The sequence below is a fragment of the Saccharothrix isguenensis genome, assembly GCF_052936305.1.
The window spans coordinates 573774-589273 of the sequence record NZ_CP193626.1 but is presented as its reverse complement, the minus strand read 5'-3'; the positions used below and the strand labels follow the sequence as shown (position 1 = coordinate 589273).

12 protein-coding genes are annotated in these 15500 nt (G+C 73.5%); 4 read left to right on the top strand and 8 right to left on the bottom strand.

Annotated features, from left to right (window positions below):
* Nucleotides 1-138 precede the first annotated feature (138 nt).
* Entirely contained in the window at nucleotides 139-972 is an 834-nt protein-coding gene (locus ACRAKI_RS02925; RefSeq protein WP_447005505.1) for an SAM-dependent methyltransferase, read from the top strand.
* A 114-nt stretch (nucleotides 973-1086) separates the two neighbouring features.
* On the opposite strand, the gene ACRAKI_RS02920 is transcribed toward ACRAKI_RS02925, so the two are convergent.
* The 6 genes from ACRAKI_RS02920 to ACRAKI_RS02895 form a co-directional block, all read right to left on the bottom strand.
* The gene (locus ACRAKI_RS02920) at nucleotides 1087-1899 is read right to left on the bottom strand and encodes an alpha/beta fold hydrolase (protein ID WP_447005504.1); all 813 of its coding nucleotides are present in this window, start codon (nucleotides 1897-1899) and stop codon (nucleotides 1087-1089) included.
* Nucleotides 1896-2606 (bottom strand): SRPBCC family protein, encoded by a 711-nt coding sequence (locus ACRAKI_RS02915; RefSeq protein ID WP_447005503.1) that lies wholly within the window; start codon nucleotides 2604-2606, stop codon nucleotides 1896-1898. The genes ACRAKI_RS02920 and ACRAKI_RS02915 overlap by 4 nt, the downstream gene beginning before the upstream one ends.
* A 2-nt stretch (nucleotides 2607-2608) precedes the next feature.
* Nucleotides 2609-3193 carry an ArsR/SmtB family transcription factor gene (locus ACRAKI_RS02910; protein ID WP_447005502.1) on the bottom strand — a complete coding sequence of 195 codons (585 nt, stop codon included), beginning with the start codon at nucleotides 3191-3193 and terminating at the stop codon, nucleotides 2609-2611.
* A gap of 81 nt (nucleotides 3194-3274) precedes the next feature.
* Nucleotides 3275-3769, bottom strand: coding sequence for a methylated-DNA--[protein]-cysteine S-methyltransferase (locus ACRAKI_RS02905; RefSeq protein ID WP_447005501.1), 495 nt, complete (start codon nucleotides 3767-3769; stop codon nucleotides 3275-3277).
* Between the two features lie 13 nt (nucleotides 3770-3782).
* Nucleotides 3783-5240 carry a DNA-3-methyladenine glycosylase 2 family protein gene (locus tag ACRAKI_RS02900; protein WP_447005500.1) on the bottom strand — a complete coding sequence of 486 codons (1458 nt, stop codon included), beginning with the start codon at nucleotides 5238-5240 and terminating at the stop codon, nucleotides 3783-3785.
* Nucleotides 5241-5376: 136 nt separating this feature from the next.
* Nucleotides 5377-5574 (bottom strand): hypothetical protein, encoded by a 198-nt coding sequence (locus ACRAKI_RS02895; protein ID WP_447005499.1) that lies wholly within the window; start codon nucleotides 5572-5574, stop codon nucleotides 5377-5379.
* Nucleotides 5575-5867: 293 nt separating this feature from the next.
* Between ACRAKI_RS02895 and ACRAKI_RS02890 the strand changes: the two genes are divergently transcribed.
* A complete protein-coding gene (locus ACRAKI_RS02890) occupies nucleotides 5868-9926 on the top strand; it encodes an nSTAND1 domain-containing NTPase (protein ID WP_447005498.1) in 4059 nt (1352 codons plus the stop codon).
* A 60-nt stretch (nucleotides 9927-9986) separates the two neighbouring features.
* Nucleotides 9987-10496, top strand: a complete 510-nt coding sequence (locus tag ACRAKI_RS02885) for a DUF2165 domain-containing protein (RefSeq protein ID WP_447005497.1) — start codon at nucleotides 9987-9989, stop codon at nucleotides 10494-10496.
* Nucleotides 10497-10578: 82 nt separating this feature from the next.
* On the opposite strand, the gene ACRAKI_RS02880 is transcribed toward ACRAKI_RS02885, so the two are convergent.
* Both ACRAKI_RS02880 and ACRAKI_RS02875 read right to left on the bottom strand, forming a co-directional pair.
* On the bottom strand, nucleotides 10579-12960 hold the full coding sequence (locus ACRAKI_RS02880; RefSeq protein WP_447005496.1) for a LuxR C-terminal-related transcriptional regulator: 2382 nt from the start codon (nucleotides 12958-12960) through the stop codon (nucleotides 10579-10581).
* Entirely contained in the window at nucleotides 12957-14219 is a 1263-nt protein-coding gene (locus ACRAKI_RS02875; protein WP_447008318.1) for an Hsp70 family protein, read from the bottom strand. Before ACRAKI_RS02875 ends, ACRAKI_RS02880 begins: the two co-directional genes overlap by 4 nt.
* 271 nt (nucleotides 14220-14490) lie before the next feature.
* Here ACRAKI_RS02875 and ACRAKI_RS02870 point away from each other — a divergent pair, with 271 nt between their 5' ends.
* Nucleotides 14491-15450 (top strand): IniB N-terminal domain-containing protein, encoded by a 960-nt coding sequence (locus tag ACRAKI_RS02870; RefSeq protein WP_447005495.1) that lies wholly within the window; start codon nucleotides 14491-14493, stop codon nucleotides 15448-15450.
* Nucleotides 15451-15500 lie beyond the last annotated feature (50 nt).

Here is a 15500-nt window from a genome sequence, read left to right as displayed (position 1 = left end):
GAACGTACACCCATGATCTTGCCCGGTCAGCCGCACGCGGTCCGCTCCCGCACCTAGCCCATACCCTTACGCTGAGCGGACTGTGACGCGGTGCACAGGCACCAGCCCTACTCCCCCCGTAAATGCGAGGTCACCACAATGCCGGGTACGTCCTCGGACGCCGCCGCCCCCGTCTACATCGACACCACAAAAGCCAGCATCGCCAGGGTTTACGACGCGTTCCTCAACGGCAAGGACAACTACGAGATCGACCGTGAAGTGCTGCGACGCGTGCAGCAGGTCGCTCCCGAAGCGGCCACCCTCGCGGTGGACAACCGCAGCTTCCTGATCCGCGCCACCCGCTTCGTCGCGAGCCAAACGGGTATCGACCAGTTCCTGGACTGCGGGTCCGGTCTGCCCACCGCGGAGAACACACACCAGGTGGCGCAACGGATTAACCCGGATGCACGAGTCGTGTACGTCGACAACGACCCGGTGGTGCTGGCCCACGGCCGAGCGCTGCTGGAGGAGAACGACCGAACGCACTTCTCGGCGGCGGACATCTTCAAGCCGCAGGACATCCTGAACGACGAGGTCGTGCGCAAGCACATCGACTTCGACGAACCGCTGGCGCTCTTCCAGCTGGGTACGCTGCACCACTACAACGGTGACGCGCCCACGTCGGCGGAGATCATGGCCGAGTACATCGAGGCGCTGCCGTCCGGTTCGTACGTGGCGATCTCGCACTTCCTCGACCCGCAGACCGAGGAGCACTCGGCCATCGCGCGGAGGATGGAGGAGACCTTCCTGCACTCGCCGATGGGCAGCGGGCGGTTCGCCACGATGGCCGAGCTGCACGAGCTGTTCAACGGCCTGGAGCTGGTCGAGCCGGGCCTGGTGATCTGCGCCAACTGGTGGCCGGACGGACCGCGGCTCAAGGAGCTGGACGCGGTCAGCTACTGCATCGCCGGCGGCGTGGCCCGCAAGCCGTAGGGGTTCCGGCCTCGTGCCCCGCGGGGGCGGCGCGGGGCCGGAGTCCGGTGTGGACATCACGGTGGTGGACCGCGGTCCACCACCGGTTCCACCCTGCTCACAGCTCGGCCTGCCTCAGCGCTGGAAGAACTCGACCAGCACCGGGACCGTCGCCTTGGGCTTGACCATGTGGGTCTGTCCGGGCAGGACGGTCAGCTCGGCCCGCGGCAGGGCCGCGGCCAGGTGCTGCTGCGCGTTGCGCATGTACTCGGGGCTCTTGCCGCCGGCGATCACGAGCGCGGGCACGTCGGCGCCGGCCCACCGGTCGGCGGGCGGCGGCGTGCCGCGCTGGAACTCGCCCACCACCGCGAAGTCGTTCGGCAACGTGGGCGCGACGCCCTTGAGCTTCTTCCACATCGGCGTGAGCCGGAGCGCGGCGACGACGAAGCCCGGCGTGCCGACGTACCGCATGAACAGCTTCACCGCGTCGCCCGGACGCCCCTCGGCCACCGCGCGCTCCACCCGTGCCGGGAAGTCCGCCTCCATCGGGGCGCGCGTGCCGTCGACGACCATCGGCGACTCGTAGATCGCGATCCGCCCGGTCGCCACGCCCCGGTGCGCCGCCTCGGCGACCAGCGTGCCGCCGGAGGACATGCCGAACAGGTGCGCCGACCCGCCAGCCACCCCGATCAGCGCGGCGATGTCCTCGACCTCGCGCCGGACGTCGCACCCGGCGCCCGCACCGCTCCCGCCCCGGCCGCGCCGGTCGTACGTGTAGACGGTGAAGTGCTCGGACAGCGCTTCGGCCAGGGCCTTGGACGGCCCGAACTCGCGGTAGCACAGCGCGCCGTCCACGATGATCAGCGCGGGTCCCGCGCCGACGCGGGTGTAGGCGATCGTGGTGCCGTCCTCGGAGACGGCCTGTCCCTTGGTGTCCGCGGTGATCACGACAGGTCTCCCATCCAGGCCGACCAGGTCCGCTCGTCGCGGTGGTCGTCGGTGAACACGTGGTGCATGGCGATCAGGGCGCCGGGAGATCCTCGGAAGAAGCGGTACATCGCGTTCTCCGTGCGGATGCCGACGGTCTGCGGGTTGGCGTAGTAGACGACGCCGTCGTCCAGGTCGACGCGGTCGCCGGTCTTCGGCGCGGCGTCGAGGCCCAGCTTGCGGCCGAGCCGCGCCCACGTCGCGGGCCAGTCCTGAGTGGATGGTCCGACGACGGTGACGGGCCGGGCGGTGCGGCCGGCGAAGTGGCGGAGGTAGGTGACGAGGGTCTGCCAGAACATCGCGCCGCCCGCCGTCATGGCCTCGAACTCGTCCTCCCAGTCGTCACCGGGCAGGAAGCCGGCGGTGACCATCCGGACGACCGTGCTGCCCCGGTCCCGGCCCTCGATCAGGAACTCGTAGGCCATGAACCGGCCGTCGGGCTCCTCGTCGCCGCCGTACGCGAGGCGCTTGCCGGGCTCCCAGGCGGTGATCGGGTGAACGGGCCGGTAGTCGCCGAAGGCCTGCTTCACCACCGCGCCGGGCTCGACCTCGTTGGCACCCATGAACCACGAGTCGATGCCGGGGCCGGTGGCGACAGCCTCCCAGACCTGTTCCGGCGTGACGCCGGCCAGCTCGACCTCGTTGACGCCTTCGAACGCGTGGCCCATCGTCACTCCTTCGGGATGCTGGGGTGGACGGCGACGACGACGCGGTGCGCCCGTCCGCCGGCCGCGGATTCGTCGTGGTACTTGGCGACCAGGCCGGTGACGGCGGTGGCCAGCTCCTCCGCGAAGGCGGCGCGGTCGGCCGCCGTGGCGAAGCGCACCTCGCCGTCGAGCGCGAACGTGGCCAGCTTCCTGCCCACCTTGCCCGCACCGGTGAGGAGCGCGCCGACGTCGCGCACCAGGCGCGCGGCGACGGCGAGGAGCCACCGGGCCGACAGGCGGTCGGGCGCGCGCTCCGGGTCCGGCTGCACGGCGGCCAGCGCGAGGGGCGAGATGACGTAGGACGCGGCGGTGGCCCGCATGACGCGTTCGGTCATGTTGCCCTTGCGGCGCTCCTCGGCCAGCTCGACCAGGCCGTGCTGCTCCAGGGTGCGCAGGTGGTAGTTGACCTTCTGCCGGGGCAGGCCCACCTTCGCCGCCAGCGCGGTCGCCGAGTTCGGCTCGGCCAGCTCGGCCAGCAGCCTCGCCCGCACCGGGTCCAACGAGACCTCGGCGGTCGCCGGGTCCTCGATCACCGCCACGTCAAGCATGGGAGAACTGTCGCACCGACAATTCCATTTGTCAAGACAACTCAAATTGTCGGTGAGAGGGGCCGAGCGCCGCGCGTGACGTCAACCCAGCGGCAGCCGGTCGACGTGCGCCCCGCGCTCGAAGTCGAGCAGGTGCCGCTTGCGCTCCAGCCCGCCGCCGTACCCGGTGAGGCCGCCGGTCGAGCCCACCACCCGGTGGCACGGCACGATGATCCCGATCGGGTTGCGCCCGTTGGCCAGCCCGACCGCGCGGGCCGCCGAGGGCCGGCCGAGCCGCTGGGCCAGCTCTCCGTACGACACGGTCGTGCCGTAGGGGATCTCGCACAGCGCTTCCCAGACGCTCCGCTGGAACGGCGTCCCGATCAGGTCCAGCGGCAGGTCGAACGACGTCCGCGTGCCGTCGAAGTACTCGGCGAGCTGCGCGGCCACGTCCGCGAAGAGCGAGGGGTCCTCGGAGCCGAACGTCTCGTCCGCCGGCCGGTGCCGCTGCTCGGTCATGTACAGCCCGGACAGCACGCCGTCGTGCGCGACCAGCGTCAGCGGTCCGACGGGGCTGTCCACCGTGGTCTTGCTCATCCCGGTCTTCCCTTCACGCGGGCAGCCGGTTGACCGCGTGGTCACCGGTCGCCCAGAGGTATTGGACGGCGTACGCCCGCCAGGGGCGCCACCGCTGGGCACGCCGCACGAGGGCGGCAGGGGTGCCGGGCAGGCCGAGGGCGCGGGAGGCGGCCCGGATGCCCAGGTCGGTGGGGAGGAACGCGTCGGGGTCGCCCAGCGCCCGCATCGCGATCACCTCCACCGTCCAGGGCCCGAACCCGGGCAGCGCGGACAGGTCCGCCCGCGCCTTCGCCCAGTCCGCGCCGACGCCCAGGTCGAGCGAGCCGTCGGCCAGGGCCTCCACCAACGCCCGGAACGCGATCCTGCGGGACCTCGGCACGGCGAGGACCGCCGGGTCGAGGGAGGCCAGCGCGGACGGGGTCGGGAACAGGTGGGTGAGGCCGACGTCCTCGACCGCGTCGCCCACCGCCTCCACCAGCCGGCGGGCGTGGGTGCGGGCGGCGGCCGTGGACACCTGCTGCCCCAGCACCGCGCGGACCGCGAACTCGGCGGCGTCCACCGTGCCCGGCACGCGCCGTCCGGGCGCCGCGTCCACCACGGGCGCGAGGACCGGGTCCGACCGCAGTTCGTCGTGCACCGCGACCGGGTCGGCGTCGAGGTCGAGCAGCCGGCGGCACCGGGCGATGGCGATCGACAGGTCCCGCAGGTCGCTCAACGCCAGCCTGCACGCCACGTGGTCGGCCTGCGGGCTCAGCGACACCACCGCGTGCCCGTGCGGCAGCCGGAGGGTCCGCCGGTAGGCGCCGTCACGCCACTCCTCCACCCCCGGCACGCCGGTCGCCGCGAGGTGGCCGAACAGGTTGTCGGGCCGCAGCGGCGCGCGGAACGGCAGCCGCAGCGACAGCGCTCCGGGCGTCTCGGGTGCGGGCCGCCGGCGGGTGCGCAGCTCGGTCGGCGACAGCCCGAAGACCTCGCGCACCGTCTCGTTGAACGCCCGCACGCTGGCGAACCCGGCGGCCGACGCGACCTCCGCCATGGGCAGCGAGGTGGTCTCGACGAGCAGCCGCGCCGTCTGCGCGCGCTGCGCCCTGGCCAACGCCAACGGTCCGGCGCCCAGTTCGGCGAGCAGCAGCCGTTCGACCTGACGCACGCTGTAGCCGAGTCGGGCGGCCAGGCCCGGCACGCCCTCGCGGTCCACCACGCCGTCCGCGATCAGCCGCATCGCCTTGGCCACCGAGTCGGCGCGGTGGTTCCACAGTGGAGATCCGGGCGACGCGTCGGGGCGGCACCGCTTGCACGCGCGGAATCCGGCTTGTTGGGCCGCCGCCGCACTCGGGTAGAACCGCATGTTCTCCGCCTTGGGCGGCGCCACCGGACAACTCGGCCGGCAATAGATACGGGTGGTCAGGACGGCGGTGAAGAACCACCCGTCGAACCGGGCGTCTTTCGACCGGACGGCCCTCGCACAGCGTTCCGCGTCTTCGTGCACGACACCAGCATCGGTCACCGGACCGACCGGTGGCCGGCGGAAATGCGACAGGGAGGAAAACGCCGCGCCGGGGGTGCCCGGCCCGGTAGTGCCACACCGCGGTGTGCGGCACTACCCGAAGGGGATCGAACCCGGTCTAGGTGAACGCCGAGGCGACCGGCGGCTCGGCGAGCCGGGCCAGCAGGTCCAACCTCACCTCGGCCCGGTCGCGCCGGTGGCCGTCCAGCACCGTCCGCAGGATCCGGCAGACCCGTGCTTCACCGGGAACGCCCCGGTCCTCACGGGCCGTGACCGGCGCGCGGCCGGTCCGCTCACCGTCAGCCCCGGTCGGCATGGCAGGTCGCCGCACCGTTCCACCGACCGGGCCGGTTCGGCGCACAGCGCTGAGAAGACCCCCAGGACTCCTCAGCCGAGAACGCGCTGCCACTCGCGGTAGTTGCCTGCGAAACCACTTTGACCGGTCCCTTCGCACAACTTGACGACGTCACCGGAACGTCCTGGTCAGCTTGGCAGTGCAAGTCGTTAGGGTGGACTGCCCAGAGCTCCACCGGTCGGCAAACGACCTGTTCACGCGCTCACATCCGGTTTTCCGGTCCGGAACACCGGACCTGAGGAGGCACGCTGCGGATGGCAGGTTCCGGACAGGGGTCGGGTCCCCGCATCGTGTTCGCGGAGCGGTTCGCGCTGCTCTACGCGGAAGCGGGCGACCCGCCGCTGAAGAAGGTGACCGAGTCGGTCGGCCGTGCCCGGCGCACGGACGAACGAGGCCGACCCGTTCGGGCGACCGCCCAACGGGTCAGCGACTGGCGCCGCGGGCGGAACGTGCCGGCCCGGTTCTCGGCACTCTCCGTAGTGCTGGAAGTCCTCATCGGCGAGGCCCGCAAGACCCGCCCGCAACCGCCCGCGGCCGGCTTGTACGACCTGGACGCGTGGCGCGCGCTGTGGGAGGAGGCGTTGGCCAGCCCGGCGTCGACGGGCGAGGACGAGGACCCGCCGAGTTCCGACGGCATCGGCGTGTGCCCCTACCGGGGATTGGCCGCGTTCCAGCCGGAGGATTCGAGTTGGTTCTTCGGCCGGGAACGCAGCACGGCCGCGTTGGTGTCCCGATTGGGCAGTGCCGCGGAAACCGGCGGAATCGTGATGCTGGTAGGGGCTTCGGGCGCCGGGAAATCGTCATTGGTGCGCGCGGGCGTCATCCCGTCCATTCGGGACGGCGCGTTGGCGCTGCCCGGTTCCACGAAATGGCCGTCGGTCGTCATCACGCCCGGTGCCGATCCGGTGCGCGAATTGGTCCGGCAGGTGCCGGAATTGTCCGACATCCTCGACATGGCGCTCGCCCTGGACGGGATGGACCAGGACCTGGTGGCGTCCGGGCACGGTCCCGACACGTTCCTGGGGCAGACGCTGATGAGCGTGCTGCGGTTCGCCGCGCAGATCCGGACGGCGTTCACGGCGTACGCGGAGCGGCACGGCGGCGACCGGGTGGTGGTCGTGGTGGACCAGTTCGAGGAGGCGTTCACGCTCTCCTCGGACGAGAACCGGCTGCAGGTGTTCGTGCAGGCGCTGCACGTGGCCTGCACGCCGGCCGTCCCCGGCGGCACGCCGCCCGCGGTGGTGCTGGTCGGCGTGCGGGCCGACTTCTACGGCCGCTGCCTGGCGTTCCCCGAGCTCGCGGACGCGTTGCAGGACCGGCAGATGGTGCTCGGGCCGATGACGTCGGCCGAGCTGCGGGAGGCGGTGTCGCGGCCGGCGAAGGCGGCGGGCCTCCAGCTGGAGCCCGGCCTGATCGACCTGATGCTGCGCGACCTGGGCGTGCGCAGCGGTCGGGCGCAGGCCAGGGCGGGTCAGGGCGCGTACGACGCGGGCGCGTTGCCGCTGCTGTCGCACGCCCTGCTGGCGACCTGGCAGCGCCGGCAGGCGGGCAAGCTGACCATCGCGGGCTACCGCTCGGCGGGCGGCATCCAGGGCGCGGTCGCGGCCACCGCCGAACGGGCGTGGGCGGAGCTCGCGCCGGACGCGCAGCAGGCCGCGCGGCCGCTGCTGCTGCGACTGGTCCGCGTCGGCGAGGACACCCAGGACACCCGCCGCCGCTCGACCCGGCACGAGCTGGTCGAGCAGGCCGCGAACCGGGCCGCGGGCGAGGAGGCGCTGGAGGTGCTGGCCCGCGCCCGGCTGGTCACGCTCGACGCGGGCTCGGTGGAGATCACCCACGAGGCGCTGCTCCAGGCGTGGCCGCGACTGCGCAGCTGGATCGACCAGGACCGGGAGGGGCAGCTGCTGCGGCAGCGGCTGGAGGAGGACGCGGCGACGTGGGCCGGCCAGGACCGCGACTCGTCGCTGCTCTACCGGGGCGCCCGGCTGGAGACGGCGCGGCACTGGGCGGACGCGGCGGGCCCCCAGGGGCTGACCGGCACCGCCCAGGACTTCCTCGCGGTGTCGATGCAGTCCCGCAGGCGCGCCGCGTGGGGTCGACGCGCGGCGGTGGCGTGCGTCGTCGTGCTCGCGCTCATCGCCGCGACCGCCGCCGTGCTGGCCGTGCGCCAGCGCGACGACGCGGTGTTCCGGCAGGTCGTGGCCGAGGCGGACCGGTTGAAGGAGGCCGACCCGTCGCTGTCCGCGCAGCTGGCCCTGGTGGCGCACCGGATGCGGCCCGACGACCGCGACGTGCGGACCCGGCTGCTGTCCACCCAGACCTCCCCGCTGGCGACGCCGCTGGCCGGGCACACCGGGCCGGTGTACCTGACGTCGTTCTCCCCGGACGGCAAGACCCTGGCCACCGCCAGCTTCGACCAGACCGTGCGGCTGTGGGACCTGCGCGACCCGAACGCCCCGAAGGCGCTCGGCTCGCCGCTGGCCGGCCACACCAGCTGGGTGACGTCGGCGGTGTTCAGCCCGGACGGCCGGACGCTGGCCACCGCCGGCGACGACAAGACGGTGCGGCTGTGGGACGTCAGCGACCCGGAACGCCCGCGTTCCCTCGGTCAGCCGCTGAACGGCGACAACGGCACGGTCTACCTGCTCGCGTTCACCCCGGACTCCCGGACGCTGGTCACCGCCAACGGCGACCACACCGCCCGGATGTGGGACGTGGCCGACCCGGCCGCGCCGAAGCGGCTGGGCACCCCGCTCGGCCGGCACACCGGGCAGGTGCGGTCGGTGGCGTTCAACCACGACGGCACTCTGCTCGCCACCGGCGGCGACGACCGGACCGTGGCGGTCTTCGACGTGCGGGACCGGCACAACCCGGAGCCGCTGGGCGAACCGATCACCGGGTTCGACAACACGGTCCGCTCGCTGGCGTTCAGCCCGGACGGCCGGGTGCTGGCCAGCGGCAGCGAGGACCACCACGTGCGGCTGTTCGACATGGCCGACCCGGCGCTGCCCAAGCCGCTCGGCCGGCCGCTGACCGACCACACCGAGGGCGTGTGGTCGGTGGCGTTCAGCCCGAACGGCCGGGTGCTCGCCGCGGCGGGCGCCGACGGCACCACCCGGATGTGGAACGTCACCGACCCGACCCACCCGCTGACGCTCGGCAAGCCGCTGGCCGGGCGCAACGGCATCATGTACGCGGTGGCGTTCAGCCCGGACGGCGAGACCCTGGCCACCGGCAGCCACGACGCCGTCGTGCGGCTGTGGTCGCTGCCGCGCGGGGTGCTCGTCGGCCACTCGGCCCGCACCATCGGACCCCGCTTCACACCCGACCACGGCCGGCTGGTGTCGGCGAGCGAGGACCACTCGATCCGGACGTGGGACACGACCGACCCGCACGACCCCGAGTCGTCCGCCGTGTTCAGCCACGGCGCGGGCGTGTGGGCGCTCGCGCTGAGCGACGACGGCCGCACGCTGGCCACCGTGAGCGACAAGGCGGTGCGGCTGTGGGACTTCACCGACCCGGACCGCCCCCGGCCGCTGGGCGAGCCGATCGCGGTGGGCACCCGGTACAGCTCGCCGATCGCGTTCCGGCCGGACGGCGAGGTGCTGCTGACCGGGCACGACGACAAGTCCGTGCAGCTGTGGGACATCCAGGACCGCGAACGCCCGAAGCGGCTCGGGCTCCCGCTCGTCGGGCACGGCGAGTACGTGCACTACGCCGGGTTCACCCCGGACGGGAAGACGCTGATCACGGCGGGCGCGGACCAGACCGTGCGGCTGTGGGACGCCACCGACCCGGCCGCCGTCCAGCCGCTCGGGCAGCCGTTGACGGGGCACACGGCGGCGGTCCGGGCGGGCGACATCAGCCCCGACGGCCGCACCCTGGCCACCGCGGGCGACGACCGGACGATCCGGCTGTGGGACCTGACCTCGCCGAGCCGGGTCAAGCCGATCGGCGCGCCGCTCACCGGCCACGTCGAGGGCGCGGTGGCGGTCGCGTTCAGCCCTGACGGGCAGACGCTGGCCAGCGGCGGCGAGGACCGCGCCATCCGGCTGTGGGACGTGCACGACCTGTACCGCGCCGCGCCGCTCGGACAGGTGCTGACCGGCCACGACGGCGGCCTGCGCGACCTCGCGTTCGGCCCCGGCGGTCGCACCCTGGCGTCCACCAGCTCGGACAGCACGGTGCGGCTGTGGGACCTCGACCTCGACCACTCGATCCGGCGGATCTGCGACCGGACCAGGGGCGTGCTGCCGGAAGGGCGGTGGCACGAGCACCTACCGCAGCTGGACTACGAACCACCGTGCCCGTGAACCGGTGGACTTCCGCCGGTTCACGACTAGGTTCTGCAGATCATGCGTTTACTTGCCAGGGTGGGGAGCCCACAGGCGGCGATCACGGCGCTGACCGGCATCACCGCGCTGTACATGGGTCTTGTGGCGTTCGGGAACATCACCGACTACGACACCAATCACGCGTTCGTGCAGCACGTCTTCGCGATGGACACGACGTTCGGCTCGCCGAACACGATGTGGCGGGCGATCACCAGCCCGACGCTCGTGACCATCGCGTACGTGCTGATCATCCTGTGGGAGGTGGTCACCGCCGTGGTCCTGATGGCCGGGCTGGTGGCGTGGCTGCGCGGCCGGGAGGAGACCGCGCGGCGGCTGTCGTCCACGGGCTGGGTGATGCAGGTGCTGCTGTTCGGGGGCGGGTTCATCGCGATCGGCGGCGAGTGGTTCGTCATGTGGCAGTCGAAGGACTGGAACGGGCTGTCGGCCGCGTTCCAGAACTTCGTGGTCGCCGCCCTCGGACTGGTCCTGCTGCACGCGAGCAAGTCCCGCGCGGTCCACCCGTCGGAGAGCGCCGCTGCCGAACGATGACGGGGGGGGTGTGAGCACACCCCGGGCTCGTCCGGACCCGGCGTTCGCGCTGTGGCAGCCGTGAGTCGCCGGCAGCAAGGGGCTAGCCGACGATCTGGCGGAGCTGGTCCAGCAGCTCCGCCCGGCTGCCGCAGCCCAGCCGCTGCCGGATCCGGGCCACGTGGTGCTCGACGGTCTTCGCCGAGATGAACAGCCGGTCGCCGACCTGCTTGTACGTCAGCCCGCCGACGACCAGCTCGGCCACCTCGCGCTCACGGTCGCTGAGCTTCCCGGCGTCGGCCTCCGCCGCCGGCTCGGGCTGCTTGCGCGTCACACCCGTGGCCCGGCCTTGGAGCAGCCGCGCGCAGTCCAGCAGTCGGACCATCGCCTGCCGGTCCGACGTCCGGATCGCCGCTTGGCCGGCGAGGCGGGCGGCGTCCCACCACTGGCCGACGGCGTGCAGACCGCGCGCGGCCTCCTCCACCTGGTCGGCGTCCACCTTGCCCGCCAGCACGTCCAGCCAGCTCTCCGCCGCGACCGACACGATCCCGGCGTACCGGCTCCGGTCCCGGCACGCCGCCAGCGAGGCCGCGTGCTCCTCGGCGACCGGGGTCTCCTCGGCGATGATCGCCGCGTGCAGGGCGCTCCAGTGCAGCGGCACGGCCCACAGGCCCGGTTCACCCAGGTCCCGCAACAGGTTCCGCGCCGCGAGCAGGTGCGGGGCCAGCCGGTGCTGGTCGCGCAGCCGGGCGGCGGCGGTGGCGAACTCGCCCAGCGGCAGGAACGTGAACAGGTCGACGGGATGCCTCAGCACCGCCTCGCACGCCTGCTCCCACGTGCGCTTCAACGTCGCCAGGTCGCTGTCGCGCCGGGCGATGCCGATCTCCAGCGCGACCGCGAACAGCCAGTCCCGCGGCTCCAGCGGCCGGCCGACCTTCCGCAGCGCCACCACCGTCTCCCGCGCCTGTCCGAGGTTGCCGCGCTGCATCGCGATCCACCCGCGCAGCAGCCGGTGCCGCACGGCCATCAGCACGCCGCCCGACGACGTCGCCACCGCCCGGTCGAGCACCGACTCGGCGACCCCCGGCTCACCGCTGTGCAGCGCCACCAGGGCGGCCAACGCGGCGGGCGTGTCCGGCAGCAGCACGGCCTTGCCGGCCGGCTCCAGCAACCCCGCCGCGCGGACCAGAGTGGACAGTGACGTGGTCGCGGACGACGTGACGGACTCCACGACTCCTTGCGCCATGAGGGAAGCACCGCCGTCGAGCATGGTCGGCGGCGCCACCGGCAACGCCTCCTCGGGCAGCCGCCCGGTCCCGACCCGACCGATCACCGCGAACGCCGCGGACGTCGAACTCGGCGACCACCGGTGCAGCTCGGTGCTCCGGGCCAACTGCCCCCGGTGCGCCAACGCGATCGCGGCCACCTCCGCCGCCGTGCCGCGGTGCGCCGTGTCGCCGCTGGAGATGACCTGGTCCGCGAGCCGCATCGCCGCGTCGAGGTCGCCCGCCATCGCCGCCGCCGTCGCCCGCCGCACGGCCACCTCGGCGCTCGGCGTGCCGATGGACGCCAGCAGCCGTTCCGCCAGCGCCGGGTCGGTGGCCAGCGCCTCGTCGGCCGCCGCCCGGAACGCCGCCGCCATCTCCGGCCCGGCGAGCCCGACCAGCGGGCGCACCAGCTCGAGGACCGGTCCGCCGGACCGCAGTTGCAGCTCGGCCAGCCGTTGCCGCACCGCGATCCGCCGGTCAGCCCGGGTCAGCGCCGCCACGGCCGTCCGCGCGATCGGCGGCAACGTGCCGTCCGCCGCCACCAGCCCGGTCGCCCGGCCCGCCTCGATCACGTCGCCGACCGCGTCCGCGTCACCGCCGAGCAGCCCGCCGAGCAGGTCGAGCCGCAGCGCCGCACCGGCTTCGGCGGCCAGCAGGTACTTCTGCACGTCCGGGTCCAGCCAGTCCAGGTCGGGTCGGAACGACGCCAGCACCTCGGGCGTCACCTCGGCCGCGGTCAGCCCGGCCAGCCGCCGCACGAACCGCGGCACGCCGCCGGTCTGCTGGTGCACGAAGTCCACCAGCCCCCGCGCGGACGCGGGCAGCACCGCCCGCACCTGCTCGCGGGTGAACGGTTCCAGCGTCACCGTCGGCCGGGCCCGGCCCAGCGACTCGGCCAACGCCGCGAGCGCCCGTGACCGAGGCCAGGGCCGGTAGGCGACCACCACGTTCTCGTCGCCGCGCTCGACCCGCGATCGGAGCGCCAGCAGGTCGGCGTCCGGCAGCAGGTGCGCGTCGTCCACTACGGAAGCGGACGTGCCGGCGTCCTCGAACGCCCGCTCCACCTCCCGCAGCACGGTGGTCTTCCCGTAGCCGCCGGGCGCGACGACCCCGAGCCGCACCACCGCCCCGGAGCCGGCGGCGGTCGCCGCGACGGCGGCCAGGACCTGCGAGACCTGCCGGGACAACACCGGGTGCGCGGTCATGCTCGGGGTCAACGGCCATCCTCGGAGTCACGGGCACGGCGCTGCCCACCGGTCAACGCCAGCCCGCGCACGACGCGCTTCACCGAACGTCGTTCCGGCAGGTCCAGCGGTGTGATGTCGACGGGCGGCCGGGGCGGCGGCGCGGTGAACTCCGCGTCCGGCGGCTCCAGACCACCCACGGGGAACCTCAGCAGCGGGTCGTCGTCCCGCACCATGACCGAGGTCTCGATGGGCTCGGGCTCGCGGTCGGGCCCCTGCACCAGCCGGCGGGCCGTCAGCGCCGCGCCCTTCACCACCGACGTCTCCGGCGCGGGATCCAGCACCACCCGGCCCGGCACCGACGCGGCGACCAGCGGGATGCGGGCGCTGCCGCCGACCAGCACGGTCATCTCGACGCCGGCCGCGACCCTGGCGAACGCGGCCACGGCCTGGTCCACGGCCGGCCGGATCAGCTCCTCGAACGCCGCCCTGGTGATCGGCACGTCCACCGGCCCGGACGGCAGGTGCACCGGGATCGACGTCTCCACCGCGCCGGACAGCACCCGCTTGGCCGCCTCGCAGTCCCGCCGCAGCCGGCCGTACAGGCCGCGGGTGCGCGGGTCGTCGGCGTCCAGTTCGGTCAGCGCGCGCCCGAGCGACGTCCGGACGTGCGCGAACACGGCGTCGTCGAAATCGGCCCCGGCGTCCTGGTCCACGCCTTCGACGGAGTTGACCAGGTCGGACCCGCGCCCGACCACGGAGGCGCTGAACGCGTGGCTGCCCAGGCTGAACACGCCGAGCGACCCGACGGGCGACCGGCTGAACGCGTGGTTCTCGGCCGCCGCGACCGGCTCGGGCACCAGCGTCGCCTCCACCCCCACCGACCGCAGCGCCCGGTGCACGAGCCCCTTGGCGTGCGACCCCCAGCCCGGGGAGTGCGCCAGCACGATGTGCTCGGGCCGTTCGCCTTCGCGGGCGGCCACCTGGTCGGCCACCCACATGACCATGAGCGCGGTCAGCTCCTCGGCCGGGCAGGGCTGGACGCCCGCCGCCTCCGTGCCGAGCACGATCGGCACGGTGTCGCCGACGCGGCGGCTGAAGCCGGTGGCGGTCCACCGGGGGTCGCCCGGGTCGCCGACCGCGAACACGCCGTCCGCGGTGAGGTGCAGCGCCGACGCCACGCCGCCGCCGGGACCGCCGAGGCCCACGGGCTCGGGTTCGGCCCGCCCGGCGCCGCCGAGCCTGCACACCGCCGCCGCCGTGCGCGTGGTGCCGACGTCGACCCCGAGCACATACGGCAACTCGTACGCCTCCTCATTCGCCTGATCGCAGTACCGGCCGTGATCGAAGTACGGGCAGTACCTACACGGGTTACAAGAAGGTCACAAGGTCATCCCCTAACCCCCTAGGGAGTGAACGAGAACCACCCCATCGTGGTTGCGGCATCTACTGGGAGTAATCCCCGATGGCCGGTGATCCCCCCGCCCCTACCTTGATCACCAGGCCGGACCCACCCCTGCCGGTCCCGCTCCCCGCGTCCGATTCGACCAGGAGAAATCCATCATGGGCTCCAGCCCCACCACGCTGCACGACTTCGTTCTCGACCTGCTCAGCGACCCGACCGCGCTGGCCGACTTCCAGGCGGACGCCGAGGGCACCCTGGCGAGGGCGGGCCTGAGCGACATCAGCGCCCTGGACGTGCAGGAAGTCATCCCGCTGGTCCTCGACTACGTGCCGACCGGGAGCCTGCCCGCTCTCGACGGCTCGGTGCTCGACGACCTGCCCCTCGACGTGCTCGACGCCGGTCAGGCCGGCGCGATCTTCAAGCTCAAGGCGGTGACCGACCAGCTCGCGGTGTCGGGCGCGACCGGTGCGGGCGACGTGAAGGCCGCGGTGGCGGGCACGCTGAGCGCGGACGCCGACGGCCTGTCCGTCTTCGGCGGCGTGTCCAGCTGGGACCTGCTGGACATCACCGGCTCGGCGAAGCTCCACGTCGAGGGCGACTTCTCCGCGGTGGGTGACGTGACCGACACCCTGGACGGCACGTTGGCCACCGTTTCCGGCCCGGCGGACGACCTGGCCGGCACGGCGACCGGCACGCTGGACGGTGCCCTCGCCACGGCCGGTGGGGTCACCGGCTCGCTGCCGGACGCGGACGGCCTGACCAGCACCGCGTTCGGCTCCGTCGACACGCTGACCGGCGTGGTCGGCAACGTGACCGGTGGCCTCACCGGCAACCTGCCCGGCGTGGGCAACCTGCCGGGCGTCGGCGACCTGCCCGGCGTCGGCACCCTGCCGGTCGTCGGCGGCGTGGGCGACTCGCTCGGCGTCTCCGGCTCCGCGCACGGCTCGGCCCAGTTCGAGTCCCACGGCAACGCTCCGCTGTCCGGTGCCACGGACACCGTCGCGGGGGTCGCGGACACCGCGGGCGTGGGCGGCTTGGTGAGCAACGTCACCGGCACCGCGGGAGGCCTCGACCTCCCGGTCGTGAACTCGCTCGGCGTGGACGACCTGCTCTTCTGAGACTGACCCACCACCGGAGGGCCGGTGCTGTCCACTGGGCGGCGCCGGCC

What these genes read in the sequence shown, in the direction of transcription:
- ACRAKI_RS02925 (WP_447005505.1), top strand. Translation starts at nt 139, where the DNA reads ATGCCGGGTACGTCCTCGGACGCCGCCGCCCCCGTCTACATCGACACC.
- ACRAKI_RS02915 (WP_447005503.1), bottom strand. Translation starts at nt 2,606, where the DNA reads ATGGGCCACGCGTTCGAAGGCGTCAACGAGGTCGAGCTGGCCGGCGTC.
- ACRAKI_RS02910 (WP_447005502.1), bottom strand. Translation starts at nt 3,193, where the DNA reads ATGCTTGACGTGGCGGTGATCGAGGACCCGGCGACCGCCGAGGTCTCG.
- ACRAKI_RS02905 (WP_447005501.1), bottom strand. Translation starts at nt 3,769, where the DNA reads ATGAGCAAGACCACGGTGGACAGCCCCGTCGGACCGCTGACGCTGGTC.
- ACRAKI_RS02895 (WP_447005499.1), bottom strand. Translation starts at nt 5,574, where the DNA reads ATGCCGACCGGGGCTGACGGTGAGCGGACCGGCCGCGCGCCGGTCACG.
- ACRAKI_RS02890 (WP_447005498.1), top strand. Translation starts at nt 5,868, where the DNA reads ATGGCAGGTTCCGGACAGGGGTCGGGTCCCCGCATCGTGTTCGCGGAG.
- ACRAKI_RS02870 (WP_447005495.1), top strand. Translation starts at nt 14,491, where the DNA reads ATGGGCTCCAGCCCCACCACGCTGCACGACTTCGTTCTCGACCTGCTC.